Origin of the sequence: Streptomyces sp. NPDC091416 (assembly GCF_044756845.1) — a bacterium.
Taxonomy (GTDB): Bacteria; Actinomycetota; Actinomycetes; order Streptomycetales; family Streptomycetaceae; genus Streptomyces.
In genome coordinates this window covers 393,384-416,920 of sequence record NZ_JBIVTU010000001.1, presented here as the reverse complement: position 1 = coordinate 416,920, position 23,537 = coordinate 393,384, and the positions used below count along the sequence as shown (strand labels likewise).

24 protein-coding genes are annotated in these 23,537 nt (G+C 71.3%); 14 read left to right on the top strand and 10 right to left on the bottom strand.

What is annotated here, in order from left to right; genetic code table 11:
- Positions 1-21: 21 nt before the first annotated feature.
- Entirely contained in the window at positions 22-807 is a 786-nt protein-coding gene (locus tag ACIQMX_RS01620; RefSeq protein ID WP_402474341.1) for a hypothetical protein, read from the top strand.
- Here the strand turns inward: ACIQMX_RS01620 and ACIQMX_RS01615 are convergent, their stop codons facing one another.
- Positions 808-1,326, bottom strand: coding sequence for a hypothetical protein (locus ACIQMX_RS01615; RefSeq protein WP_402474340.1), 519 nt, complete (start codon positions 1,324-1,326; stop codon positions 808-810).
- A 76-nt stretch (positions 1,327-1,402) separates the two neighbouring features.
- Positions 1,403-2,524 (bottom strand): magnesium and cobalt transport protein CorA, encoded by a 1,122-nt coding sequence (locus ACIQMX_RS01610; RefSeq protein ID WP_363066556.1) that lies wholly within the window; start codon positions 2,522-2,524, stop codon positions 1,403-1,405.
- A 411-nt stretch (positions 2,525-2,935) separates the two neighbouring features.
- Here ACIQMX_RS01610 and ACIQMX_RS01605 point away from each other — a divergent pair, with 411 nt between their 5' ends.
- Complete coding sequence (locus ACIQMX_RS01605) at positions 2,936-3,520, top strand: suppressor of fused domain protein (RefSeq protein ID WP_363066555.1); 585 nt, start codon at positions 2,936-2,938, stop codon at positions 3,518-3,520.
- Positions 3,521-3,589: 69 nt separating this feature from the next.
- Here ACIQMX_RS01605 and ACIQMX_RS01600 read toward each other — a convergent pair whose 3' ends face one another.
- On the bottom strand, positions 3,590-4,822 hold the full coding sequence (locus ACIQMX_RS01600) for an MFS transporter (RefSeq protein WP_363066554.1): 1,233 nt from the start codon (positions 4,820-4,822) through the stop codon (positions 3,590-3,592).
- Positions 4,823-4,978: 156 nt separating this feature from the next.
- On the opposite strand from ACIQMX_RS01600, the gene ACIQMX_RS01595 reads away from it, so the two are divergent.
- From ACIQMX_RS01595 to ACIQMX_RS01585, 3 genes are all read left to right on the top strand, one after another.
- A complete protein-coding gene (locus ACIQMX_RS01595) occupies positions 4,979-5,623 on the top strand; it encodes a DUF6758 family protein (RefSeq protein ID WP_363066553.1) in 645 nt (214 codons plus the stop codon).
- A 74-nt stretch (positions 5,624-5,697) separates the two neighbouring features.
- The gene (locus ACIQMX_RS01590; protein ID WP_363066552.1) at positions 5,698-6,564 is read left to right on the top strand and encodes a PHP domain-containing protein; all 867 of its coding nucleotides are present in this window, start codon (positions 5,698-5,700) and stop codon (positions 6,562-6,564) included.
- A 157-nt stretch (positions 6,565-6,721) separates the two neighbouring features.
- The gene (locus ACIQMX_RS01585; RefSeq protein WP_402474338.1) at positions 6,722-7,327 is read left to right on the top strand and encodes a MarC family protein; all 606 of its coding nucleotides are present in this window, start codon (positions 6,722-6,724) and stop codon (positions 7,325-7,327) included.
- A 93-nt stretch (positions 7,328-7,420) separates the two neighbouring features.
- Here ACIQMX_RS01585 and ACIQMX_RS01580 read toward each other — a convergent pair whose 3' ends face one another.
- On the bottom strand, positions 7,421-7,573 hold the full coding sequence (locus tag ACIQMX_RS01580; RefSeq protein WP_177328023.1) for a hypothetical protein: 153 nt from the start codon (positions 7,571-7,573) through the stop codon (positions 7,421-7,423).
- Between the two features lie 223 nt (positions 7,574-7,796).
- On the opposite strand from ACIQMX_RS01580, the gene ACIQMX_RS01575 reads away from it, so the two are divergent.
- Complete coding sequence (locus ACIQMX_RS01575) at positions 7,797-8,684, top strand: NYN domain-containing protein (protein WP_363066550.1); 888 nt, start codon at positions 7,797-7,799, stop codon at positions 8,682-8,684.
- A gap of 114 nt (positions 8,685-8,798) precedes the next feature.
- On the opposite strand, the gene ACIQMX_RS01570 is transcribed toward ACIQMX_RS01575, so the two are convergent.
- Complete coding sequence (locus tag ACIQMX_RS01570; protein WP_363066549.1) at positions 8,799-9,644, bottom strand: alpha/beta hydrolase; 846 nt, start codon at positions 9,642-9,644, stop codon at positions 8,799-8,801.
- Between the two features lie 101 nt (positions 9,645-9,745).
- Positions 9,746-11,659 (bottom strand): DEAD/DEAH box helicase, encoded by a 1,914-nt coding sequence (locus ACIQMX_RS01565; protein WP_363066548.1) that lies wholly within the window; start codon positions 11,657-11,659, stop codon positions 9,746-9,748.
- A 475-nt stretch (positions 11,660-12,134) separates the two neighbouring features.
- On the opposite strand from ACIQMX_RS01565, the gene ACIQMX_RS01560 reads away from it, so the two are divergent.
- The gene (locus ACIQMX_RS01560; RefSeq protein WP_219572781.1) at positions 12,135-12,869 is read left to right on the top strand and encodes a ferritin-like fold-containing protein; all 735 of its coding nucleotides are present in this window, start codon (positions 12,135-12,137) and stop codon (positions 12,867-12,869) included.
- 10 nt (positions 12,870-12,879) lie between these two features.
- Here ACIQMX_RS01560 and ACIQMX_RS01555 read toward each other — a convergent pair whose 3' ends face one another.
- The 4 genes from ACIQMX_RS01555 to ACIQMX_RS01540 form a co-directional block, all read right to left on the bottom strand.
- Complete coding sequence (locus tag ACIQMX_RS01555) at positions 12,880-13,149, bottom strand: hypothetical protein (RefSeq protein ID WP_363066547.1); 270 nt, start codon at positions 13,147-13,149, stop codon at positions 12,880-12,882.
- Positions 13,150-13,583: 434 nt separating this feature from the next.
- A complete protein-coding gene (locus ACIQMX_RS01550) occupies positions 13,584-13,811 on the bottom strand; it encodes a DUF3107 domain-containing protein (RefSeq protein WP_024490505.1) in 228 nt (75 codons plus the stop codon).
- Positions 13,812-13,943: 132 nt separating this feature from the next.
- On the bottom strand, positions 13,944-14,585 hold the full coding sequence (locus tag ACIQMX_RS01545) for a TetR/AcrR family transcriptional regulator (RefSeq protein ID WP_363066545.1): 642 nt from the start codon (positions 14,583-14,585) through the stop codon (positions 13,944-13,946).
- Between the two features lie 168 nt (positions 14,586-14,753).
- Positions 14,754-14,969 carry a hypothetical protein gene (locus ACIQMX_RS01540; RefSeq protein WP_363066543.1) on the bottom strand — a complete coding sequence of 72 codons (216 nt, stop codon included), beginning with the start codon at positions 14,967-14,969 and terminating at the stop codon, positions 14,754-14,756.
- A 109-nt stretch (positions 14,970-15,078) separates the two neighbouring features.
- Here ACIQMX_RS01540 and ACIQMX_RS01535 point away from each other — a divergent pair, with 109 nt between their 5' ends.
- The 7 genes from ACIQMX_RS01535 (at position 15,079) to ACIQMX_RS01505 (ending at position 23,349) form a co-directional block, all read left to right on the top strand.
- Positions 15,079-16,044 (top strand): alpha/beta fold hydrolase, encoded by a 966-nt coding sequence (locus ACIQMX_RS01535; RefSeq protein ID WP_402474335.1) that lies wholly within the window; start codon positions 15,079-15,081, stop codon positions 16,042-16,044.
- Positions 16,029-17,537 (top strand): DUF3152 domain-containing protein, encoded by a 1,509-nt coding sequence (locus ACIQMX_RS01530; protein WP_402474333.1) that lies wholly within the window; start codon positions 16,029-16,031, stop codon positions 17,535-17,537. Before ACIQMX_RS01535 ends, ACIQMX_RS01530 begins: the two co-directional genes overlap by 16 nt.
- A gap of 146 nt (positions 17,538-17,683) precedes the next feature.
- On the top strand, positions 17,684-17,779 hold the full coding sequence (locus tag ACIQMX_RS01525; protein WP_315986320.1) for an Ms4533A family Cys-rich leader peptide: 96 nt from the start codon (positions 17,684-17,686) through the stop codon (positions 17,777-17,779).
- Positions 17,780-18,006: 227 nt separating this feature from the next.
- Entirely contained in the window at positions 18,007-19,734 is a 1,728-nt protein-coding gene (locus ACIQMX_RS01520; protein ID WP_402474331.1) for an ABC transporter substrate-binding protein, read from the top strand.
- 2 nt (positions 19,735-19,736) lie between these two features.
- Positions 19,737-20,720, top strand: coding sequence for an ABC transporter permease (locus ACIQMX_RS01515; RefSeq protein ID WP_402474329.1), 984 nt, complete (start codon positions 19,737-19,739; stop codon positions 20,718-20,720).
- Positions 20,717-21,706: an ABC transporter permease gene (locus ACIQMX_RS01510; RefSeq protein ID WP_402474328.1), complete on the top strand. Its 990-nt coding sequence runs from the start codon at positions 20,717-20,719 to the stop codon at positions 21,704-21,706. The genes ACIQMX_RS01515 and ACIQMX_RS01510 overlap by 4 nt, the downstream gene beginning before the upstream one ends.
- A complete protein-coding gene (locus tag ACIQMX_RS01505; protein WP_363066531.1) occupies positions 21,703-23,349 on the top strand; it encodes an ABC transporter ATP-binding protein in 1,647 nt (548 codons plus the stop codon). Before ACIQMX_RS01510 ends, ACIQMX_RS01505 begins: the two co-directional genes overlap by 4 nt.
- Positions 23,350-23,537 lie beyond the last annotated feature (188 nt).

The window sequence follows — 23,537 nt, the reverse complement described above, 5'->3', positions numbered from 1 at the left end:
CAGATGAGAGGCAGTGCGCCTGTGACCTCTTCCGTCCCGCCCGTCCGGGCTCGCCGCCGGACCGCCACCCTCGCCCTCGTGCTCTGCGCAGGGCTGACCGCGGCCCTGACCGCGTGCGCGGGTGAGGATCCGGACAAGGGGACCAACGGCATAGGCAAACTGACCGGACCGGAGATCGAGAAGAAGGCCCGGACGGCGGCGGACTCCGCGGACGCGGTCCGGCTGGCCGGCACGCTGGTGAGCAAGGGCGGCACGTACAAGATCGACATGAAGCTCAAGGACAAGGGCGGTGTGGGCTCCGTCACCTCGAAGAACAGCACCTTCGAGCTGCTGCGGATCGGCGACGAGCTCTATCTCAAGGCCGATGCCGGCTTCTGGAGCCACGACGACGGCCAGAAGGCGGGCGGGCAGGCGGGCGACGCGGGGGGAGCCGCCGCCGACAAGCTGGACGACAAGTACGTGAAGGTCCCCGAGGACGACCCCACGTACAAGCAGCTGCGCGGCTTCACCGACAAGAAGATGCTGCTCGACGGGCTGCTCACGCTGCACGGCAAGGTCGGCAAGGGCGACCGCGACAAGGCCGGCGGGGTGCGCACCATCCGGATCCTGGGCGGCGCGGGCGAGGGCGGCGCCCTGGACGTGTCCCTGGAGGGCACCCCGTACCCGCTGAGCTTCGCCCGCGGTGGCGGGGGCGGCGTCATCACGCTCGCCGACTGGGGCAAGGACTTCGCTCTGGCTGCCCCGGCCGAGGACGAGACGGTCGACTACGGGCAGCAGCTGCCGAAGTCGTCCTCCTCCTCCTCGTAGCTACGACCCGCGCAGGGACTTCTTCAGCAGCCGCGGCAGCCCGGCCGGCACCGGCAGCCGGGTGGTCGCGGTGGTGGGCAGCGGGGCAGCCGCCCCCGAGGTGTCGGGCAGTTCGGTACGGGAGTCGAGCGGCGTCAGCGTGAGGACCCGGCACTCGCGCGCCCAGCGCCCGGGCATCTGCTCGGCATCCGGCGCGTTGAGCCGTTTGCCCTTGAGCTCGGCGACCGAGGCCTCCCACTCCTCGGAGTGCGGGGCGAGCTGCGCCACCGAGGCCGACCAGGCGACGAGCCGGCCACCCTTGTCCTTGCTGCGTACGGTCACCTCCGCGGTGGCCCCGTCGGCGAGCCCGGCCGGGAGCGGCTGCTCGCCGGGCCCGTCCCCGACGAGATGCGCCGCGCCCTCGTGCCACACGTGCCACAACGCCCGCGCGGGGCCGGTGCCGCGTACCCAGATGAGGCCCGACTTCTTGGTGGCCTCCTCGACGAGGGCGGGTCCGAGCAGCGCGTCAGCAGCAGTCATGGGCCAGAGCTTAGACCGGCCGGCCGAGCCCTGCCGTCACACTTCCGCCGTCGCCCGGAGGACGGCCCCGGGGCGGTCAGAGCCAGCCGTTGCGCTTGAGCATGCGGTGGATGGAGAAGCAGACCACGCCGATGAAGCCCAGCACCATCGGGTACCCGTACGTCCAGCGCAGCTCCGGCATGTGCTTGAAGTTCATGCCGTAGACCCCGCAGATCATCGTCGGCACGGCGATGATGGCCGCCCAGGACGTGATCTTGCGCATGTCCTCGTTCTGCGCGACGGTCGCCTGCGCCAGGTTGGCCTGGAGGATCGAGTTCAGCAGTTCGTCGAAGCCGATGACCTCCTCCTGCACCCGGACCAGGTGGTCGGCCACGTCACGGAAGTACTTCTGGATGTCCGGGTCGATCAGCCGCATCGGCCGCTCGCTGAGCAGCTGCATCGGGCGCAGCAGCGGCGAGACGGCCCGCTTGAACTCCAGCACCTCGCGCTTGAGCTGGTAGATCCGGCCGGCGTCCGAACCGCGGGGACTGCCCTTGTCCGGGGTGGAGAAGACCTCGATCTCCACCTCGTCGATGTCGTCCTGCACCGCGCCCGCCACCGCGATGTACCCGTCGACGACATGGTCGGCGATGGAGTGCAGGACCGCGGACGGCCCCTTGGCGAGCAGCTCGGGGTCGTCCTGCAGCCGGTGGCGCAGCGCGCGCAGCGAGCCGTGGCCGCCGTGCCGCACCGTGATGACGAAGTCCCGGCCGGTGAAGCACATCACCTCGCCGGTCTCGACGACCTCGCTGGTCGCGGTCAGCTCGGCGTGCTCGACGTAGTGGATCGTCTTGAAGACGGTGAACAGGGTGTCGTCGTACCGCTCCAGCTTCGGCCGCTGGTGGGCGTGGACGGCGTCCTCCACCGCGAGCGGGTGCAGCCCGAACTCCCGGGCGATCCCCGCGAACTCCTCCTCGGTCGGCTCATGGAGGCCGATCCAGGCGAAGCCGCCCTTCTCCCGGACGCGCAGCATCGCCTCGTGCGGCGTACGGCAGGTGCCGTCCTCCTCGGCGATGCGGCGGCCGTCGCGGTAGACCGCGCAGTCGACGACCGCGCTGGAGGCGGACGGGTCGCGCGTGGTGTCGTAACCGTTGTGCAGGGGGTTGGTCTTGCGCAGGGACGGGCGCACCACAGCGCGCAGGTCACGGATCATCGACATGACTGGCTCCTTCACGGAGGGGCCGTCTGCGCAGGCGTGGAACAGCCCGGAATGGGGACGTGGGCTCACGTCCGCAAAGCGGGCGGCACCGCGGAGGCACGACGACGGCGTTCGCTACAGACAGGCAAAAAAGGAGTGCTCTTCCGTCGTGCGAAATGCCAGGAGCCTTGACCGAGAAGGCGTCAGATCACAGAGGAAAGGTGTCGAGCGGAAGAGCGGTTGGTACTGCACGGTCGACTTGGATCCACCGCAGCCCCACCTCCTCCGGTCGGTCCCCCGTGGGGGATGACGTTTCGTCGGGACTTGAGAGCGACGCTTCTGCGTGCTGTCCCGACCGGCACCCCAGGCTAGCAGTCGGTACAGGGCCAATCCCTTACTTTGCCCGTTCCATACGCGTCCTATGCTCGCGGCATGGCAGAAATTCTTGCTCTGGTCGAGGCACGTCTGCGGACGGCCCTGGGTGAACCGGACGCACGCGCGGCAGTGACGTTTCTCGGGACGGACCGGATCGAAGTGCTCAGGTTCATCGACGGCGATGTGGTGAGGTACGCCACCCTCGGGATGTCCGCCCAGCCGATGGCCGATCCGACGGCCACGCTCGCGGACCCGGTGAAGGGTCCGCGAGCCGAACTGGTCCTCTCGGTGCGGGTCGGTCTCGCCGACACCGACCAGGTGCTGCGCAAGCTCGCGGTGCTGGCGGCCTCTCCGCAGGTGGAAGGGGTGATCGTGGCACCGGGCGCCTCCCTGGACGTGGGCGAACCCCTGTGGCCCGGGGCGCCGTTCGGTTCGGTGCTGGTCGCCGAGCCCGGGGGGCTCGTCGAGGATCTGGAACTGGACGAGCCCATGGAGCCCGTCCGGTTCCTGCCGTTGCTGCCGATGACGCACAACGAGGCGGCCTGGAAGCGGGTCCGCGGGGCGCAGGAACTCCAGGAGCGGTGGCTGTCGCAGGGGACGGATCTGCGTGATCCGCTGCGGGCCTCGGCCGCCCTGGACTGAGACGGACGGAACACGAAGGCCCCGCCCGCGGCCGGGGCCGCGGGCGGGGCGTGAGGGCGGTGCGAGCGGTCAGCCGGCGAAGACCGTGACTCCGTCCTCGGTGGCGTGGACCGGCTCCAGCTCCTCCGCCTCGTGCGTCAGCGCCGAGCGCCGGGCCCAGACGACGACCGCGCCGATGACCGCGGCGACGGCGGCGACCACGAACGGGATGTGGATGTTGCTCCACTCCTCGATCTTCGGTGCCAGGTAGGGCGCGGCGGCGGCCGCGAACCAGCGGACGAAGTTGTAGCCCGCGCTGGCCACCGGGCGGGGCGCGTCGGAGACCCCGAGCGCCAGTTCGGTGTAGACGGTGTTGTTCATGCCGATGAAGGCGCCGGAGACGATGGTGCAGACGATCGCCGTCGTGTGGTTGCCGTACCCGAGGATCACCAGGTCCGCGGCGAGCAGCACCAGGGAGGCGCCGACCACCTTGAGCGATCCGAAACGCTTCTGCAGCCGCGGCGCGACGAGTACCGAGAAGACGGCCAGCAGCAGACCCCAGGCGAAGAAGACGGCGCCGGACTTGTACGGCGTCATGTTCAGTACGAACGGCGTGAACGCCAGGATCGTGAAGAACGCGTAGTTGTAGAAGAACGCCGAGGTCGCGACGGAGGCGAGCCCGCGGTGGCCGAGGGCCTTGAGCGGGTCGAGCAGCGAGGTCTTGCGGGCCGGCCTGGGCTGTTCCTTCAGGAACGCCGTGATGCAGACGAAGCCGATCGCCATCAGCGCGGCCGTGCCGAAGAACGGGTAGCGCCAGCTGGCGTCACCGAGCAGCGCCCCGAGCAGCGGTCCGCAGGCCATGCCGAGGCCGAGCGCCGACTCGTAGAGCAGGATCGCCGCCGAGCTGCCGCCCGCGGCGGCCCCCACGATCACGGCGAGTGCCGTCGAGACGAAGAGCGCGTTGCCCAGGCCCCAGCCGGCCCGGAAGCCGACGAGCTCGGCGACGGAGGACGAGGTGCCGGAGAGCGCGGCGAAGACCACGACGAGCGCGAGGCCGGCCAGCAGCGTCTTGCGTCCTCCGATGCGGCTGGAGACGAAGCCGGTGACCAGCATCGCGACGGCCGTGATCAGGAAGTACGAGGTGAACAGCAGGGACACCTGGCTCGGCGTCGCCTCGAGGCCCTTCGCGATGGACGGGAGAATCGGGTCCACCAGGCCGATTCCCATGAACGCGACGACGGAAGCGCCCGCTGTGGCCCAGACGGCCTTCGGCTGGCGCAGGATGCTCGCCGTTCCCTGTTCGAACGGATCCTCTCCCTGCATGGGACTCTCGCTCTCCACTAGATCGGTGTGTTGTGCACAGAATAAGTTAGAGCGTCTAATAAATGCAAACTACATCTAAATCTGCTGGTCGGAGCCACGCTGCGGAAGGGTGATCGTCCTTGACGCGGGGGCGGCCGGGGAGGACCGTTGGTCGCTATGAGGGGCGAACCCAGTTGCCCGAAGTGCGGAGGCCGGGTCAAGACGCCCGGTTTCTTCGACGACACCTGGCAGTGCGACGTACACGGCAGCGTGCACCCGATGCAGCCGGTCATCCCGCCCAGCGTCGAAGCGCTCGGGGTGGTGGTCCACCGCGCACAGGTGCCGGTGTGGATGCCCTGGCCGCTGCCGGTGGGCTGGCTCTTCACCGGTGTCGCGGCCGCCGGGGACGACCGCAGCGGCGGCCGGGCCACCGCTGTCGCCTGTTCCGGACCGGGGCCGCTCGGCGGGATCGGTGAACTGCTGCTCGTCGCCGAGGAGCTCGGTGTCGGACTCGGGGCGCGGTACGCGGGCATCGACGGGCCGGATCCGGGTCCGCTGCTGAGGGTCGACGGACCGCCGGACGTCAAGGTGCTCGCCGCCGGCCGCCCCACCCCGCTCTGGCACGTGAAGGACGCCCCCGCCGACCGGGCGGTCTTCGCCGGAGAGGCGCGAGGGCTCTGGCTGTGGGCCATCGTCTGGCCCGAGCAGTCGGGACTCCTGATGTACGACGAGCTGGTGCTGACCGACCTGCGCGACGCCGGGGGAGAGGTCGACCTGGTGCCCTGCGGCGCCCTCACGCCCCGGCTGCTGACGGGGCCCTGAGCGACCGGGGCGGGCCGGTGCGCCGGTTATCCTTGAGCGTCCCCCACCCGGCCGCGAGCACAGGAGTACGAGTCGTGCGCATCGACCTGCACACCCACTCCACCGCGTCGGACGGTACGGACACCCCCGCGGAACTGGTGCGCAACGCGGCCGCCGCAGGCCTCGACGTCGTCGCTCTCACCGACCACGACACCGTCCGCGGTCACGCCGCGGCGAAGGCCGCACTGCCCGAGGGTCTCACCCTGGTCACCGGCGCCGAGCTCTCGTGCCGGATCGACGGCGTGGGGCTGCACATGCTGGCGTACCTCTTCGATCCCGACGAGCCCGAACTGGCCCGCGAGCGCGAGCTGGTGCGCGACGACCGGGTGCCGCGCGCGCGGACCATGGTGCGCAAGCTCCAGGAGCTCGGCGTCCCGGTCGAATGGGAGCAGGTCGCCCGGATCGCGGGCGACGGCTCGGTCGGGCGGCCTCACATCGCCACCGCGCTCGTCGAGCTCGGCGTCGTGGAGACCGTCTCCGACGCCTTCACGCCCGAGTGGCTCGCCGACGGCGGACGCGCGTACGCCGAGAAGCACGAGCTCGACCCCTTCGACGCGATCCGGCTGGTCAAGGCCGCCGGTGGCGTCACCGTCTTCGCTCACCCGGCGGCCGTCAAGCGCGGTGAGGTGGTCCCCGAGTCGTCGATGGCGGAACTCGCCGCCGCCGGGCTCGACGGCATCGAGGTCGACCACATGGACCACGACGAGCCCACCCGGGCCCGGCTGCGCGGACTCGCCCGCGAGCTGGGCCTGCTCACGACCGGGTCCAGCGACTACCACGGCAGCCGCAAGACCGTGGCGCTCGGCGCGTACACCACCGACCCGGAGATCTACGGCGAGATCACCCGGCGCGCCACGGGAGCCTTCCCGGTGCCGGGCGCCGGCGGACCCGCCGCGCCGTAAGCAACGGCCCACGCGCCACCCTTCACCGCTCACGCCCGCGCTGCCCCGCGTCCGCGTGACACCGCTCGTCCCCGCCCCGCGCCGCGAAGGCCGGTCCGGCAGTCGTGCGGCGCCTCTCCCCCCACCGCGTTTCCGCTCTCTCCTCGCAAGGCTCACTGTGTTCGACGTCGCTGTCTTCGGATCCCTTTTTCTCACCCTTTTTGTGATTATGGATCCGCCCGGGATCACCCCGATCTTCCTCGCACTCACCGCGGGCCGCCCCGCCCGGATGCAGCGCAGAATGGCGCTGCAGGCGGTCGCCGTCGCCTTCGGTGTCATCGCCGTCTTCGGTCTGCTCGGCCAGCAGATCCTGGACTATCTCCACGTCTCCGTTCCCGCGCTGATGATCGCGGGCGGACTGCTCCTGCTGCTGATCGCGCTCGACCTGCTGACCGGCAAGACCGACGAGCCGACGCAGACCAAGGACGTCAACGTGGCACTCGTCCCCCTCGGGATGCCGCTGCTCGCCGGTCCCGGTGCGATCGTCTCGGTGATCCTCGCGGTGCAGCACGCCGACACCGTCGCGGGCCAGGTCTCGGTCTGGACGGCGATCATCGTCATGCATGTCGTGCTCTGGCTGACCATGCGCTACTCGCTGCTGATCATCAGGGTCATCAAGGACGGCGGCGTCGTACTGGTCACCAGGCTGGCCGGGATGATGCTGTCCGCCATCGCCGTCCAGCAGATCATCAACGGCGTCACCCAGGTCATCCAGGACGCCTGACCGGGCCCGGACACCACAGCGCCCCCGCACGGATCTTCCGTGCGGGGGCGCTTCGTCTTTGTACGTCGGCGTCTTTGTTACGTCGGCAATGCGTTACGAAGCCGAGGTTTCGGCCGGGCGGATATAGATGCGCTGGCCGATTGCTGCGGCCTGCTGCACGATCCGGTTGACGGAGGCGGCGTCCACGACGGTGCTGTCCACGGCGGTACCGTCGACATCGTCGAGTCGCATGATCTCGAAGCGCATACGGCTTCCCTTCGTCTGATCCTCCTGCTGGAGAACTACTGGGAGGACGGGTGGCCCGTCCGCAAGGATGTGGAGCGCACAGGCATCCCTGTCCCGCGCCCCACGGTGGGTACAACGGCTTGCCTCCTGCAATCATTCCCTACGCTAAGGAAATTTTTTGGATGTCTAAGTACCAGCAGGTAACCGAGCGGGCGCGGACCACGGTCTCCGCGGCGAGGTCCGTATGAACGAGGCAGAGACCGCCGATCGTCTGGACCGCACCAACGAACTGCTCCTGCGGGTGCTCGCGGAGGTGTCGAAGACCCCGTCGACCCACGCGATCTTCGTGGACGCCGGTTATGTGTACGCCGCTGCCGGACTGCTCGTCACCGGCACCGAGGACCGGCGCTCCTTCGACCTCGACGCCGAAGGGCTGATCGAGGCGTTCATCGACAAGGCCCGCACCATCTTCGCGGACAGCAGGCTGCTGCGCGTCTACTGGTACGACGGAGCCAGGCGCCGCATCCACACCGTCGAGCAGCAGTCCATCGCCGAACTCCCCGACGTCAAGGTCAGGCTGGGCAACCTCAACGCCAACAACCAGCAGAAGGGCGTCGACTCACTCATCCGCACCGACCTCGAATCCCTCGCCCGGCACCGCGCCATCAGCGATGCCGCCCTGGTCGGCGGCGACGAGGACCTGGTGTCGGCCGTCGAGGCGGCGCAGGGATACGGGGCCCGGGTCCACCTGTGGGGCATCGAGGCCGGGGAAGGGCGCAACCAGGCCGAACCGCTGCTCTGGGAGGTCGACAGCCAGCGCACCTTCGACCTCGACTTCTGCCGCCCGTACGTGACCAGACGCCCCGTCACCACCTACGAGGAGGACGGCCCGGCGCCCGCGCGCGAGGACGTCCGATTCGTCGGGGCGCAGATCGCGGCCACCTGGCTCTCCGCCCGCGGCCGTGAGTCCCTGGCCGACCTGCTGCCCGGGCACCCGTATCTGCCGGGCTCCGTCGACCAGGACCTGCTGGTCGAGGCCGAGCGGCTGCTCCAGCACTCGCTGCGCGGCCACGCCCATCTGCGCCGGGCGCTGCGCGACGGCTTCTGGCAGCACCTCCAGGCGCAGTACTGACGCCGGGCCGCCCGGGGGCGGTGCCCCGCATGTCCGCGCGCTCGCCCACAGGCCGGCCCGGGCGCCGCTCGCAGGCGGTCCCGGACGTCCCTCAGACGCTGTCCCGGGCGTCCCTCACAGGCTGTCCCAGAAGGAGACGAGTGCGGCCGCCGTCGGCTCCGGCCGGTCCGTGTTGGGGGAGTGCTCGGCGCCCTCGATCCGGGTCCGGCGAGCCCCGAGACGTACCGCCGTCTCGTCGAGCAGCGGCACCGGCCAGACGTCGTCGCGCTCGCCGGAGATCACATGGACCGGCAGTCCCGTGGCGGCGAGCTCGGCCACCCGGTCCGGCTCGGTGGCCAGCTGCCGGCCGGTGGCGATCAGCTGGGCCGGCCGGTGGCGCAGCCAGCGCTGCCGCAGTTCCTCGCCGCCCGTCTCCGCCTCGGCCGGCGGGTCGAGGGCGCGCATGGCGGTCCAGACGTCGTCCATGCTCATCGTGGCGAGCGCGTCACCGAGGATCTTCAGTTTGACCTGCTGCGCCTCGACGACCTCGGCGGGACCGGAGGACATCAGGGTGAGCGAACGGAACGGCGCGCGGTCCAGCAGTACGGCAGCGCGCGCGATCTGCCCGCCGAGCGAGTGGCCGAGCAGGTCGGCCGTTTTCTCGCCGAGACCGAGCGCTGCCGTCTGCGCGAGCACATCCCGGGCCAACTCACCCTGAGCGTAGGACTCCTGACGATCCGTCCCGTCCGTCTCGTACTGGCCGCGCCCGTCGATCGTGACGGCGCGGTAGCCGGCCTCGGCCAGCGGCTGGAGCAGCGCGATGAAGTCCTCCTTGCTGCCGGTGAACCCGGGCAGGAGGAGTACGGTGCCCCGCGGTCGCGTACGCGGGACGGCGTCCAGGACGGCGAAGTCCCCGCGCCCGGTGTGCAGGGTGCGGGGGCGGGCGCAGGGCGGCGGGATGAAGGTGGGTGGCCTGCTCATGGCACGAGGGTACGGCCGTGCGTGGGCTCCGTCATGCCGTGGAACGCCGGACGGGCCCGAGGGAAACCCTCGGGCCCGTCCGGGCGGTCGTCGACGCGTGCTCAGCCCTCGGACTTGGCGGCAGCCGTCCGGGGGGACCGGCGGCGGCGCGGCTTGGCCTCGCCCTCGGCGGCCGGTGCCTGAACCACGGCCTCCGTCTTCGGCTTCGCTGCCGCACGGGGGCGGCGGCGGGAGCGGGAGTCCGGCTCGGGCTCGGAGATCGGGGCGATCTGGAAGTCGACCTCGTCCTCGGCGGGCTTGATCACCCGGGCGCGGCGGCGCGGCTTGGTCACCGTCGCGGCGACCGGTGCGGGCTCGGCCACGGGAGCGATCTGGAAGTCGGCCTCCTCCGCGGGCTTGGCGACCCGGGCGGCGCGGCGCCGGCGCGGCTTCGCCTCGGGAACGGCCTCGGGCTCGGTGTCGACCACGACCTCCGCCTTGGCGGCCCTGGTCCTCGTCCGCTTCTTCGGCTCGGGAGCGGCTTCGGGCTCGGTGTCGATGACCACGGCCGGAGCCTCCGTCACCGCGACCGCTGCCTCGGCGGCGGCGATGTCCGCGGCGCCGACACGGCTGCGCCGGCGACGGCGCGGGGTGCGGGGCTCGGACGGGCCGTCCGTTGCCACGGGGGCCTCGGCGATCTCCGCGGCGGGTGCGGGCACCGTCACGGCGCCCTCCTCCGCGCTCGAACCGCCCCGGGTGCGACGGCGCTGGCGCGGCGTACGCGCGGGACGCTCCTCGCGGACCGCGGGGGCCGACGCGGCGGCGGACTTGCGGCCGCGGCCGCCCGTCTCGCCGAGATCCTCGATCTCCTCGGCCCGCAGACCCGCACGGGTCCGCTCCGTACGCGGCAGGACACCCTTGGTGCCGGCCGGGATGTCGAGCTGCTCGTACAGGTGCGGCGACGTGGAGTACGTCTCCGGCGGGTCCGGGAACTTCAGGTCCAGGGCCTTGTTGATCAGCTGCCAGCGCGGGATGTCGTCCCAGTCGACCAGAGTGATCGCGATGCCCTTGGCACCCGCGCGGCCGGTCCGGCCGATCCGGTGCAGGTAGGTCTTCTCGTCCTCGGGCGACTGGTAGTTGATGACGTGGGTGACACCCTCGACATCGATACCGCGGGCCGCGACGTCGGTGCAGACGAGCACGTCGACCTTGCCGTTGCGGAAGGCGCGCAGCGCCTGCTCGCGGGCGCCCTGGCCGAGGTCTCCGTGGACGGCGCCGGAGGCGAAACCGCGCTTCTCCAGCTGCTCGGCGATGTCGGCCGCGGTGCGCTTGGTGCGGCAGAAGATCATCGCGAGTCCGCGGCCGTTGGCCTGCAGGATGCGCGAGACCATCTCGGGCTTGTCCATGTTGTGCGCGCGGTAGACGAACTGCTCGGTGTTCTTGACCGTCGTGCCCTCGTCGTCGGGCGACGTGGCGTTGATGTGGGTCGGCTGCGACATGTAGCGGCGCGCGAGGCTGATGACCGCGCCCGGCATGGTCGCCGAGAACAGCATCGTCTGGCGCTTCGCCGGCAGCATCGTGATGATGCGCTCGACGTCGGGCAGGAAGCCCAGGTCCAGCATCTCGTCGGCCTCGTCGAGGACGAGGGCGCGGACCCGCGAGAGGTCCAGCTTGCGCTGTCCGGCCAGGTCGAGCAGGCGGCCCGGGGTGCCGACGATCACGTCGACGCCCTTCTTGAGGGCCTCGACCTGGGGCTCGTACGCCCGGCCGCCGTAGATGGCGAGCACGCGGACGTTACGCACCTTGCCGGCGGTCTGCAGGTCATTGGTGACCTGCTGGCAGAGCTCGCGGGTGGGGACGACGATGAGCGCCTGCGGGGCGTCGGTCAGCTTCTCGGGCTGGGCCCGGCCCGCCTCGACGTCCGCGAGGACGGTGACGCGCTCCAGCAGCGGCAGGCCGAAACCGAGCGTCTTGCCGGTGCCGGTCTTGGCCTGCCCGATGACATCGGAGCCGGAGAGCGCTACGGGGAGCGTCATCTCCTGGATGGGGAAGGGGGACGTGATGCCGACGGCCTCAAGGGCTTCGGCCGTCTCGGAAAGGATCCCGAGGTCTCGGAACGTAGTCAGCGTGCTGCCTCTTCTGTGAAACGCGGTCCGAGGCGAACGAAGGGGGTCGTACCGTGCCGGGGTTGGTCATCCGGCCGTGGATGGGCCGGGTGGCGCGGGACCACTGCCGTCGCTCGAGCGCTCGTGCCGCTGAGGGGGCCCCTCATCTGCGGTCGTACGTGTCGCACGCACCGCGTGGAGGGCTGTCGGGTCGGAGCCGATCGGGCCACCGACCGGGCATCCTCATTCAATTTCGCGCAACGAGCAGTTGCAAAATGCTCAGTAGGCGCAATACCACTGTACCCCGGATTCGCGCATCTGTGTTGGGCGAATTCATCGGAACGGTGTGACGTCAGTCGGCGGCCGGACCCTTCCGCCCCCCGGCGGGCGGGCTATTCTGCGGTTCATGGAGACGCCTGACAACGCCACTGAAGCCCCCGCATCCACCAGAATCGCCGACCAGGACTGGGCCACCGCGTCCGCCGAGCCGCAGTACCGGGCCGCTGTCGTCGACCTGCTGGGAGCGCTCGCCTACGGGGAGCTGGCGGCCTTCGAGCGGCTCGCCGAGGACGCGAAACTCGCGCCGACGCTGGCCGACAAGGCGGAGCTGGCCAAGATGGCGTCCGCGGAGTTCCACCACTTCGAGCGGCTCACGGACCGGCTGACCGCGATCGAGGTGGAGCCGACCGGCGCCATGGAGCCGTTCGCCAAGGCCCTCGACGACTTCCACCGCCAGACCGCGCCGTCGGACTGGCTGGAGGGCCTGGTCAAGGCCTATGTCGGCGACTCGATCGCCAGTGACTTCTACCGCGAGGTCGCGGCCCGCCTCGACTCGGACACCCGTTCCCTCGTCCTCGCCGTGCTCGACGACACGGGGCACGGCAACTTCGCGGTCGAGAAGGTGCGCGCCGCGATCGAGGCGGACCCGCGGCTCGGCGGCCGGCTCGCCCTGTGGGCGCGCCGTCTGATGGGTGAGGCGCTCTCGCAGGCGCAGCGGGTGGTGGCCGACCGTGACGCGCTGTCGACCATGCTGGTCGGCGGGGTGGCCGACGGATTCGACCTGGCCGAGGTCGGCCGGATGTTCTCCCGGATCACCGAGGCGCACACCAAGCGGATGGCCGCCCTGGGGCTGGCCGCCTAGGAGCGCTTCGTCAGGCCGCCGCCGACCGGCTCAGCCGGCGGCTGCGCGGCCTCAGCAGCAGGGACAGCGTCACCGCGGAGATCAGCACCGAGCCCACCAGCGTGGCCGCCGCGTGGCCCGGCCCCAGTACCGAGTGGGTGAGACCGGCACCGAACAGCGCTCCCAGCGCACCGGTGCCGAGCACGGCGCGACGGGACGGGAGCCGGGGTGACAGGGTGCGCAGGGCCGCCCAGGCGAGGGCGAGTCCCAGCACGACGGAGCCCAGGGTTTCCAAGATCACAGACGATCACCTCGCAGGTGGGAGGGCGGGCAAATCAGTCGTAGGCGGTACTACCCCCGGCCGCCGCGAGGCAACCCTCCCGGGGACAGGCTTCGCTCAGCCGACGCACAGGAACGGAGCCGGCGCGCACGGCGTCGGGCCGCCCCGGGCGCGCACCAGCGGGGCCCAGCCTCCTCACATGAGTGGGCTGGAGTGCCCGCGCCTTCGCCCCCTTCGACGGGTCCCCGCGCCTCCGCCCCCTTCGACGGGTCCCCGCGCCTCCGCCCCTTCGGCGGGTTCCTGTGCCCCGCCCCTTCGATGCCCGCGCGCGCGGTCGGCGGCCGGGAAGACTCCCTGCGGGCAGCCGCCCCGCCCCGGGGCGCAACGAAAAGCGGCCCGGCGGGGAGGAAATTCCCACCGGGCCGCTTCCGCGGTCTGTGCGTCCGGGCGTGCTGCTACAGCGCGCCGAACCCCACCCGTCGTGTGCTGGGCTCGCCGATCTCCACGTAGGCGATCCGGTCGGCCGGCACCAGGACCTTGCGGCCCTTCTCGTCCGTGAGGCTGAGCAGCTGCGCCTTGCCGGCGAGAGCCTCGGAAACCGCGCTCTCGACCTCTTCGGCGGAAAGCCCGCTCTCCAGAACGATCTCCCGGGGCGTGTGCTGCACCCCGATCTTGACCTCCACGGCTATGTCCCTCCGACGGTCAGTCCCTGCGCGGTGAACCGCGCCGTACGCAGCACACATTAGCCCGCTGAAGGGACCGGGCAGGGCGCCGCGGGAAACGCCCGCAGCGAACACCGGAGCCGGCCGCCCCGCTCAGTGCTGATCGAGGCCGTGCAGCGGGAAGCCCGCGATACCCCGCCAGGCCAGCGAGGTGAGGAGCTGCACCGCCGTGTCGCGCGGGATGGCGGAGCGGCTGGAGAGCCAGTAACGGGCGACCACCTGGGACACTCCGCCCAGCCCGACCGCGAGCAGCATGGACTCGTCCTTGGACAGCCCCGTGTCACCCGCGATCACGTCCGAGATCGCCTCGGCGCACTGCAGCGAGACCCGGTCGACCCGCTCACGTACGGCGGGCTCGTTGGTCAGGTCCGACTCGAAGACCAGCCGGAACGCGCCACCCTCGTCCTCGACGTACGCGAAGTAGGCGTCCATCGTCGCGGCCACGCGCAGCTTGTTGTCGGTCGTCGACGCCAGCGCCGTGCGCACCGCCACGAGCAGCGCCTCGCAGTGCTGGTCGAGCAGGGCCAGGTAGAGCTCCAGCTTGCCCGGGAAGTGCTGGTAGAGCACCGGCTTGCTGACCCCGGCCCGCTCCGCGATGTCGTCCATCGCGGCGGAGTGGTAGCCCTGCGCGACGAAGACCTCCTGCGCAGCACCCAGGAGCTGGTTGCGTCGGGCGCGGCGGGGCAAGCGAGTGCCCCGCGGGCGCGCCGCCTCGGTCTGCTCGATGGCTGTCACGCCGCCTCCCAAAATTGTGATCGGACCCAGCAGTTCGGTGCACGCTGCGCCATACCGACATCGTACTTTTGGGTAACCCGGGTATGCGCGGCGCGGACGCAGAATTTCACGGACCGGACGGCTGCGGTAGCCACAGTTTCCGTACGCCCTGGCTCATAGCAGGGCGTATCAGCGGTAATCGTCCTCATCCTGTGAGACGACACGGGCCTGTTCCGCCGCATCCGCCTCGTTCGCACCGTCCCGGTCGACGTCAGCCATCGGTTCGTCGTCCTGTGGGCGCAGATCCGCCTGCTGCTCGGCGGCGTCGGCGTCGGGTACCTCCGGGCCGGGGCCGTCCGGCTGGACGCCCTCGAAGGTCTGCGGGTCATCGGGGTCGACCGTCATGGTGACTCCCTTCCTTGCTCCGAGCCTAGGAGGTACCCCCCGAAGCCGCCATGCGGTCTGTGACGCCGAACACATGAACCATGGTGTGATCGTCTCGTAACATTGCCGCATGTCTTCGACCGAGCTGCCGGGAGTCCGCGCCGCCGCCGCAGCGGTGGCCCCCACGGTGAGCGCCGTCAGGGTCGCTGAGGGGGAGAGGCTTCGCTCCGTCACGCTGCCCGGGCTGACGCTGGCCGTCCGTTCGCGGCCACCGGAGCGGACCGGACTGCCGCCCGCGCTCTTCGTGCACGGACTCGGCGGCTCCTCGCAGAACTGGTCGGCGCTGATGCCGCTGCTCCAGGACGTCCTGGACAGCGAGGCGGTCGACCTGCCGGGTTTCGGGGACTCCCCGCCGCCGGACGACGGCAACTACTCGGTCACCGGCCACGCGCGTGCGGTGATCCGCTTCCTCGACGCCGGGGGCCGCGGCCCGGTCCATCTGTTCGGCAACTCGCTGGGCGGCGCGGTGGCGACCCGGGTCGCGGCGGTCCGCCCGGACCTCGTGCGCACCCTCACCCTGATCTCGCCCGCGCTCCCCGAGATCCGGGTGCAGCTGTCGGCCGCCCCGACGGCACTGCTCGCCGTTCCGGGGATCGTGTCCCTGTTCGCCCGGATGACCCGGGACTGGACTGCGGAACAACGCACCCGCGGAGTCATGGCACTCTGTTACGGCGATCCGGCACGTGTCTCCGCCGACGCCTTCCGTCACGCGGTGGCCGAAATGGAGCGGCGGCTGGCGTTGCCGTACTTCTGGGACGCGATGGCGCGCTCGGCACGTGGCATCGTCGACGCCTACACACTGGGCGGGCAGCACGGGCTGTGGCGTCAGGCCGAGCGGGTGCTCGCACCCGTCCAGCTCGTGTACGGCGGACGGGACCGGCTCGTCTCGTACCGGATGGCACGCAGGGCGTCCGCGGCCTTCCGCGATGCGCGACTGCTGACACTGCCCGACGCCGGGCACGTGGCGATGATGGAGTACCCGGAGGCGGTCGCCCAGGCGTTCCGGGAACTGCTCGACGAATGCGGCGGGAGCTGATCCGGGGCGTGGGACGACACAGCCGAAGGGGCCCTGCGCCCAGCGCGCCCGAGACCGGGCCCTCCGAGGCGAACGCGGAAGCGGGGCGCGAGAACGCCCGGCCCGCAGCCGGCAGCGGCCGGCGCAGAAGGCCGGGCGAAGCGGCTCCCGGCACCGACGGCGGCACCCCGTTCCAGGGCACCCCCCAGGTGCGCGGCGGCCATCCCGAACAGCGTGAACCCGGCGGCGGCTGGGGTACCGGCTCCCTCGGACGGTACGGCGACCGCCCGGCCCCGCCGCACGGCGAGGGTCCGGGCCGCACCGGCAGCCGGACACAGGCGCAGGCCCGGACCCAGACGCCCGGACGGCCGCAGAACCCGCAGGCCTCGCAGAACCCGCAGGGGCCACGGTCCCAGGCGCCCGGAGGGCCGCAGGCCTCGCAGAACCCGCAGGCCTCGCAGAGCTCGCGGGGGCCTCAGGCGTCGCGGAGTGCGCCGGAGACCGCTGTGGGGGCGCTGATACCGGGACCGCGGCGCGAGTTCGTCGAGGCCTTCGACGAACCGCACGCCCCGCCCGCACCCCGTCGCCCGGCTGCCGGCACTCCTTCCGGCCCGGCCGACCCGTACCGCTCCGTCACCGAGTGGGACGAGCGCCCGCCGGACGTGGACGACCGCGCGGCGGCTCCCGGAGACGCGAAGAGCGCCAGGGGCGGCAAGGGCCGCACCTTTACCGGGATCGCCGCGGCCGCCGTGACGACGGTGCTCGCGGTGGTCGTGGCGGGCCAGGTCGCCCACGACAGCGGCAGCCGGTCCGCCGCCGCGCAGCCCGCGGGCGTGGACCGGGAGGGCGAGAGCGACGCCTCGCGTTCGGACGTCCGGACGACGCCTCGCCCCGAGATGGCGGCCAAGCCCCTTTCGTACGAGCAGAAAATGGCCAAGGCCTATCCGCTGGCCGCGAAGCTGACCGCGTCGGGGAAATTCCAGACGGTCGCCGGGACGGCGAAGGCGCCGGGCACGGGGCGCAAGTACCGCTATCGGATCGATGTCGAGTACGGGCTCGGACTCGACTCCGCGCTCTTCGCCCAGGCGGTCCAGAAAACTCTGAATGATGACCGGAGTTGGGCCCACGACGGCGATATGACCTTCGAACGGATTTCCACTGGAAAGCCGGATTTCGTGATCACGCTGGCGAGTCCGGGGACCACGGGCGAATGGTGCGAGAAGTCGGGGCTGGACACGATGGAGGACAACGTCTCCTGTGATTCCGCCGCCACCGAGCGGGTGATGATCAACGCCTACCGCTGGGCCCAGGGATCGTCCACCTTCGGACCGGACAAGCTCTTCGCCTACCGCCAGATGCTGATCAACCACGAGGTCGGCCACCGGCTGGGGCACAACCATGTGAGCTGCGGCACGAAGGGCGCGCTTGCTCCGGTGATGCAGCAGCAGACCAAGTCGCTCGACCTCAACGGCATCAAGTGCCTCCCCAACGCCTGGGTGTACCCCAAGGGTTGAGCCCGGCAAGGAGGGCTGCGGCGTCCGGCCGGGCGCCTCGCCGGGCCGGGCCCGGGCGGCGGCTTCCGGGGCCGATCGTCCGGATGGTGAGACGGTCGTCTCATATCGCGTTGACATCGGGCAGGCCGTCGCCCATATTTCTCGGCATGTCACGCACCCCCGTCACCACCGATCGCGCAGCCATCGAGCTGGCGCTCATCGGCGTGACCGGGCACAGCGTCGCCGACATCGACTGTTGCTGACGCCTGCCCGCGCGCACGTCGGCCCCCCGTCCGAGCCCTGATGGGCCAGGACCGCCCTTCCCCGACTGCCGCGCCCGGGCGTAATCCGTCCGCAGGCGCGGCAGTTCCAGTGTTCCGGTCACCTTTGTCCGTCCCGACCGGTCGTGTGCACACCTCTCGCGTCGCCGCCTGCACGGAATCACTTCTGTTTCCCTCATCCAGGCAGTACTCCGAGAGGTCATCTTCCGATGCGTCATCCGTCCGTCATATCGCGCCGCGCAGCAGCGGCCGCCGCAGTCCTCGCCGTGGCCGCGGGCGCCGCGGCCTGCGGCCCCGAGGGCAGCAGCAAGGACAGCGCCGGCACCTCCGGCGCGGCGGGCACCCCCCAGAAGGGCGGCACGCTCACCGTCCTGAACAGCAGCCCGCAGGAGGACTTCGACCCCGCCCGGCTCTACACCTCCGGCGGCGGCAACGTCCCCTCCCTCGTCTTCCGTACGCTCACCACCCGCAACCGGGAGGACGGCGCGGCCGGCTCGAAGGTCGTCCCCGACCTGGCGACCGACCTCGGCACGCCCAGCAAGAACGCCACCGTCTGGACGTACACGCTCAAGGACAACCTGAAGTACGAGGACGGCACCGCGATCACGAGCGCCGACATCAAGTACGGCATCGAGCGCTCCTTCGCGGCCGAACTCTCCGGCGGCGCGCCCTACCTGCGCGACTGGCTGATCGGCGGGGCCGGCTACCAGGGCCCGTACAAGGACAAGAAGGGCCTCGCCTCGATCGAGACGCCCGACGCGAAGACCATCGTCTTCCACCTCAACAAGCCCGAGGGCGAGTTCCCCTACCTGGCCACCCAGACGCAGACCACTCCCGTGCCGAAGGCCAAGGACACCGGTACGAAGTACGAGGAGCACCCGCTCTCCTCGGGTCCGTACAAGGTCGTGAAGAACGAGGGCGACGGCGAGCGGCTGGTCCTGGAGCGCAACACCCACTGGTCGGCCGCCACCGACGAGGAGCGCAAGGCCTACCCCGACCGGATCGACGTCCGCTCCGGGCTCGACTCCGCCGTCATCAACCAGCGGCTGTCCGCCTCCCAGGGCGCCGACGCCGCGGCCGTCACCACCGACACCAACCTCGGCCCGGCGGAACTCGCCAAGGTCACCGGCGACAAGAAGCTCGCCGCCCGCGTCGGCACCGGCCACTTCGGCTACACCAACTACATCGCCTTCAACCCGAAGGTGAAGCCCTTCGACAACCCGAAGGTGCGCCAGGCCATCTCGTACGCGGTCGACCGCACCTCCGTGGTCAACGCCGCCGGCGGCTCCTCGCTCGCCGAGCCCGCCACCACCTTCCTGCCCGACCAGGACTCCTTCGGGTACACGCCGTACGACGCCTTCCCGGCAGGAAAGAACGGCAACGCGGCCAGGGCCAAGGAGCTGCTGAAGGAGGCCGGCTACCCCGACGGGCTGACCGTCACCCTCACACACAACAACGACAAGAACTTCGCCACCAGCCCGGAGATCGCCACCGCACTCCAGGAGGCGCTGAAGCAGGCCGGCATCACGGTCAAACTCCGGGGCCTGGAGGACAACGCCTACTCGGACACCGTCTACAACGTGAAGACCGAGCCCGGATTCTTCCTCGGCGGCTGGGGCGCCGACTGGCCCTCCGGCGGTCCGTTCTTCGCCCCGATCTTCGACGGACGCCAGATCGTCAAGGCCGGGTACAACTTCAATTCGGCCCAGCTGAACGACCCCGCGGTCAACAAGGAGATCGACGAGATCAACAAGCTGACCGACCTCGGCGCGGCCGCGAAGCGCTGGGGCGCGCTCGACAAGAAGGTCGGTGAGCAGGCGCTGACCGTGCCGCTGTTCCACCCCGTGTACAAGCGCCTGTACGGCGAGTCCGTCAAGAACGTCGTCATCAGCGACTGGACCGGCGTGCTCGACATCTCGCAGGTCGCGGTCAAGTAACCATGGCCGAAGCACTGCTGGTCAAGGAGGCGGGGGCCGTCCGGGCCCCCGCCTCCGGGGCCCATCCGTTCTGGCGGCGGCTGCGCGCCCGCCGCGCCGCCCTTGTGGCGGCGGCCGTCGTCGCCCTGCTGGTCCTCCTCGCGCTCGCCGCGCCGCTGCTCACGGGCATCGAGGGCCAGAACCCCACCGCGTACCACCCCGATCTCGTCGACTCCGCGACCGGCGGGGTCCCGCTCGGTTCCTTCGGCGGCATCAGCGCCGAGCACTGGCTCGGCGTCGAACCGCTCACCGGCCGCGACCTGTTCGCCCGCGTCGCGTACGGTGCCCGGGTCTCGCTCGGTGTCGCGCTCGGCGCGACCCTGCTGCAGGTGGCCATCGGTGTCGTCGTCGGCCTCTCGGCCGGTCTCGGCAACAGGTTCGTCGACCAGGCGCTCAGCCGGGTCACCGACGTCGTGGTCGCTCTGCCGGTCATGGTGACCGCGCTCGGCGCGCTCGCCGTCGTCCCGGCCGGCTTCCCCCGCCCGGTACTCATCGCCGTGATCGTCGGCCTGGTCGGCTGGTCCGGCATCTCGAAGATCGTGCGCGCCCAGACGCTGTCCCTGAAGTCGCGCGACCACGTCGCGGCCGCCCGGCTCAGCGGCTGGGGCTCCTGGCAGATCGCCCGCCGCGAACTGCTGCCGTCGCTCGCCGCGCCCGTCATCACGTACGCCGTCCTGCTCTTCCCCGGCAACATCGTCGTCGAGGCGGCCCTGTCCTTCCTCGGCGTCGGCATCAAACCGCCCACACCGTCCTGGGGGCAGATGCTCAGCGACGCCGACACCTGGTACCAGGCCGCACCCACCTATCTGCTCATCCCGGCCCTGCTGCTCTTCGTCACCGTGCTGGCGCTCACCGTCCTCGGCGAGGGCGTGCGCACCGCGCTCGACCCCCGCGCGGCCTCCCGGCTGCGGATCGGCACCGGGCGCGAGAAGGAGGCCGGAGCATGATCCCGTTCCTGCTGCGCCGCCTCGGCGGGGCGCTCTTCGTCCTCCTCGCCCTCAGCGTCGTCGTCTACGCCGCCTTCTACGTCGCCCCCGGCGACGTCGCGCAGATCGCCTGCGGCCCGCGCTGCTCGCCCGCGCAGGTCGCCCAGGTCAGCGAACAACTCCACCTCGGCGACCCCGTGTACGTGCAGTACGCGCACTTCCTCCAGGCCCTGGTCGCAGGCCACGACTACTCCACCGGAACCGGCGTCGTCCACTGCCAGGCACCGTGCCTGGGACTCTCGTACCAGAGCGGTCAGCAGGTCACCCAGCTGATCGTCGCCAAGCTGCCCGCCACCGCCTCGCTCGCCGTCGGCGCCTTCGTGCTGTGGATGGTGCTCGGGGTCGGCACCGGGGTGCTCTCGGTATGGCGGCGCGGCCGCGTCACGGAACGCGTCCTCACCGGGATCACCCTGGCGGGCATGGCGACGCCCGTGTTCGTGATCGGGCTGCTGCTGATCATCATCTGCGTCACGGCGCTCCGGATCCTGCCGTTCCCCGACTACGTCGCCTTCACCGAGAACCCGGAGCAGTGGGCCTGGAACCTGCTGCTGCCCTGGATCTCGCTCGCGCTCATCTCCGCCGCCCCGTACGCCCGGATGACCCGGGCCTCGATGCTGGAGACGCTCGCCGAGGACCATGTGCGCACGTTCCGGGCGTACGGGGTCGGCGAGCGGACGATCGTCGGACGGCACGCCCTGCGCGGCGCGCTGGCCCCGGTGATCGCGCTGGGCGCACTCGACGTCGGCTCGATGTTCGGCGGCGCGGTACTGACCGAATCCCTCTTCGGCATCCCCGGCGTCGGCCGTGAACTCGTCGAGGCCGTCAAACAGGTGGATCTCCCGGTCGTCGTCGGACTGGTGCTCGTCACCGGGTTCTTCGTCGTCCTCGCCAATGCCGTCGCGGACATCCTCCAGGCGATGGCCGACCGACGGGTGGTGCTGTCATGAGTCTCGTCGAGGTCACCGGTCTCTCGATCTCGTTCGGCGACGTGCACGCGGTGCGCGGACTGTCCTTCTCGCTGGAGGCGGGCGGCGCGCTCGGCGTCGTCGGCGAGTCCGGCTCGGGCAAGAGCGCCTCCGCGTACGCCCTGCTCGGACTGCACCGGGGAACCGGCGCGGAGGTCGGCGGCTCGATACGCGTCGCCGGCGTGGACGTCCAGGCCGCCGGTGACGCCGAACTGCGGGCGCTGCGCGGGGCGAAGGCCGCGATGGTCTTCCAGGACCCGCTGTCCTCGCTGGACCCCTATGACGCGGTCGGCGACCAGATCGCCCAGGTGTACCGGGTCCACCACCGCGTCTCCCGACGGGCCGCGCGGGCCCGGGCCGTGGAGGTGCTGGACCGGGTCGGGATCCCCGACGCGGTACGCCGCTCCCGGTCCCGGCCGCACGAGTTCTCGGGCGGGATGCGCCAGCGGGCGCTGATCGCGATGGCGCTCGCCTGCGAACCGGAACTGCTGATCGCCGACGAGCCGACGACCGCGCTCGACGTCACCGTGCAGGCCCAGATCCTGGACCTGCTGCACGAGCTGCGCCGCGAGACGGGCATGGGACTGCTCCTGGTCACCCATGACGTGGGCGTGGCGGCCGAATCGGTGGACGACGTGCTCGTCATGCGGTCGGGCCTCGCCGTGGAACGCGGACCCGTGGCCGAGGTACTCGGCGCGCCGCGCGAGCCGTACACGAAGGCGCTGCTGGCGGCGGTGCCGAGGATCGCTCCGGCGGCGCGGGCGGGATCGGGGACCGTTCCCACGCCGGGGGCGGCGGGCTCGGGGGCCGTTCCCGCGGCGCGGGCGGCGGTGCCGACGAGGACCGCGGGAGAGGCCGAGGTGCTGATCGAGGCCGCGGACGTACGCCAGGTGTTCGGCCGGGGCAAGTCCGCCCTGGCCGCCGTCGACGGGGTCTCGCTCACGGTCCGCCGCGGCGAGACGCTCGGCATCGTCGGGGAGAGCGGCAGCGGCAAGACCACACTCGGGCGGATGCTCGTCGGTCTGCTGGAGCCCACCTCCGGCCGGATCGCCCGGGCGGCCCGGGTGCAGATGGTCTTCCAGGACCCGGTCTCCTCGCTCAATCCGCGACGCTCCGTCGGCGAGTCCGTCGCCGACCCGCTGCGGGCGCGCGGGGAGCGCGACGAGAGCGCGATCAGGGCACGCGTACGCGACCTGCTGGAGCGCGTCGGGCTCGACCCTGAGCAGTACGACCGCTATCCGCACGAGTTCAGCGGCGGACAGCGCCAACGGGTCGGGATCGCACGGGCCCTGGCCGCCGAGCCGGAGCTCATCGTCTGCGACGAGGCGGTCTCCGCCCTCGACGTGACGACCCAGGCCCAGGTGACCGCCCTGCTGGCCGAACTCCAGCAGGAACTGGGACTCGCCCTGGTGTTCATCGCCCACGATCTCGCCGTGGTCCGGCAGGTCAGCGACCGGGTCGCCGTCATGCGGCGGGGCCGGATCGTCGAGGAGGGGCCGGTGGAGCGGGTGTACGACGACCCTGCCGATCCGTACACCCGGCAGTTGCTGGCGGCCGTCCCCGCCCTCGATCCGGCGCTCGCGGCGGTACGCCGCGCGGCCCGCAAGGAGCTGGCCGCAGCCTGACCCTGTGTGACCGGTTGCTTCTATAGCGCGACAGAACGCTACCGGGGCTGGAAAGTTACGACGGTTCACCCCTTTCGGTGGTGGGGCCGGCAACCCGCCCCCGCCACCCCGCCGGGAGCCCGTACCGGCGGGCCCCGGCGAGGAGGCGGGGCGTCCCGGGGCCGGCCCCAGGGGGCGCGGGGGGTGGG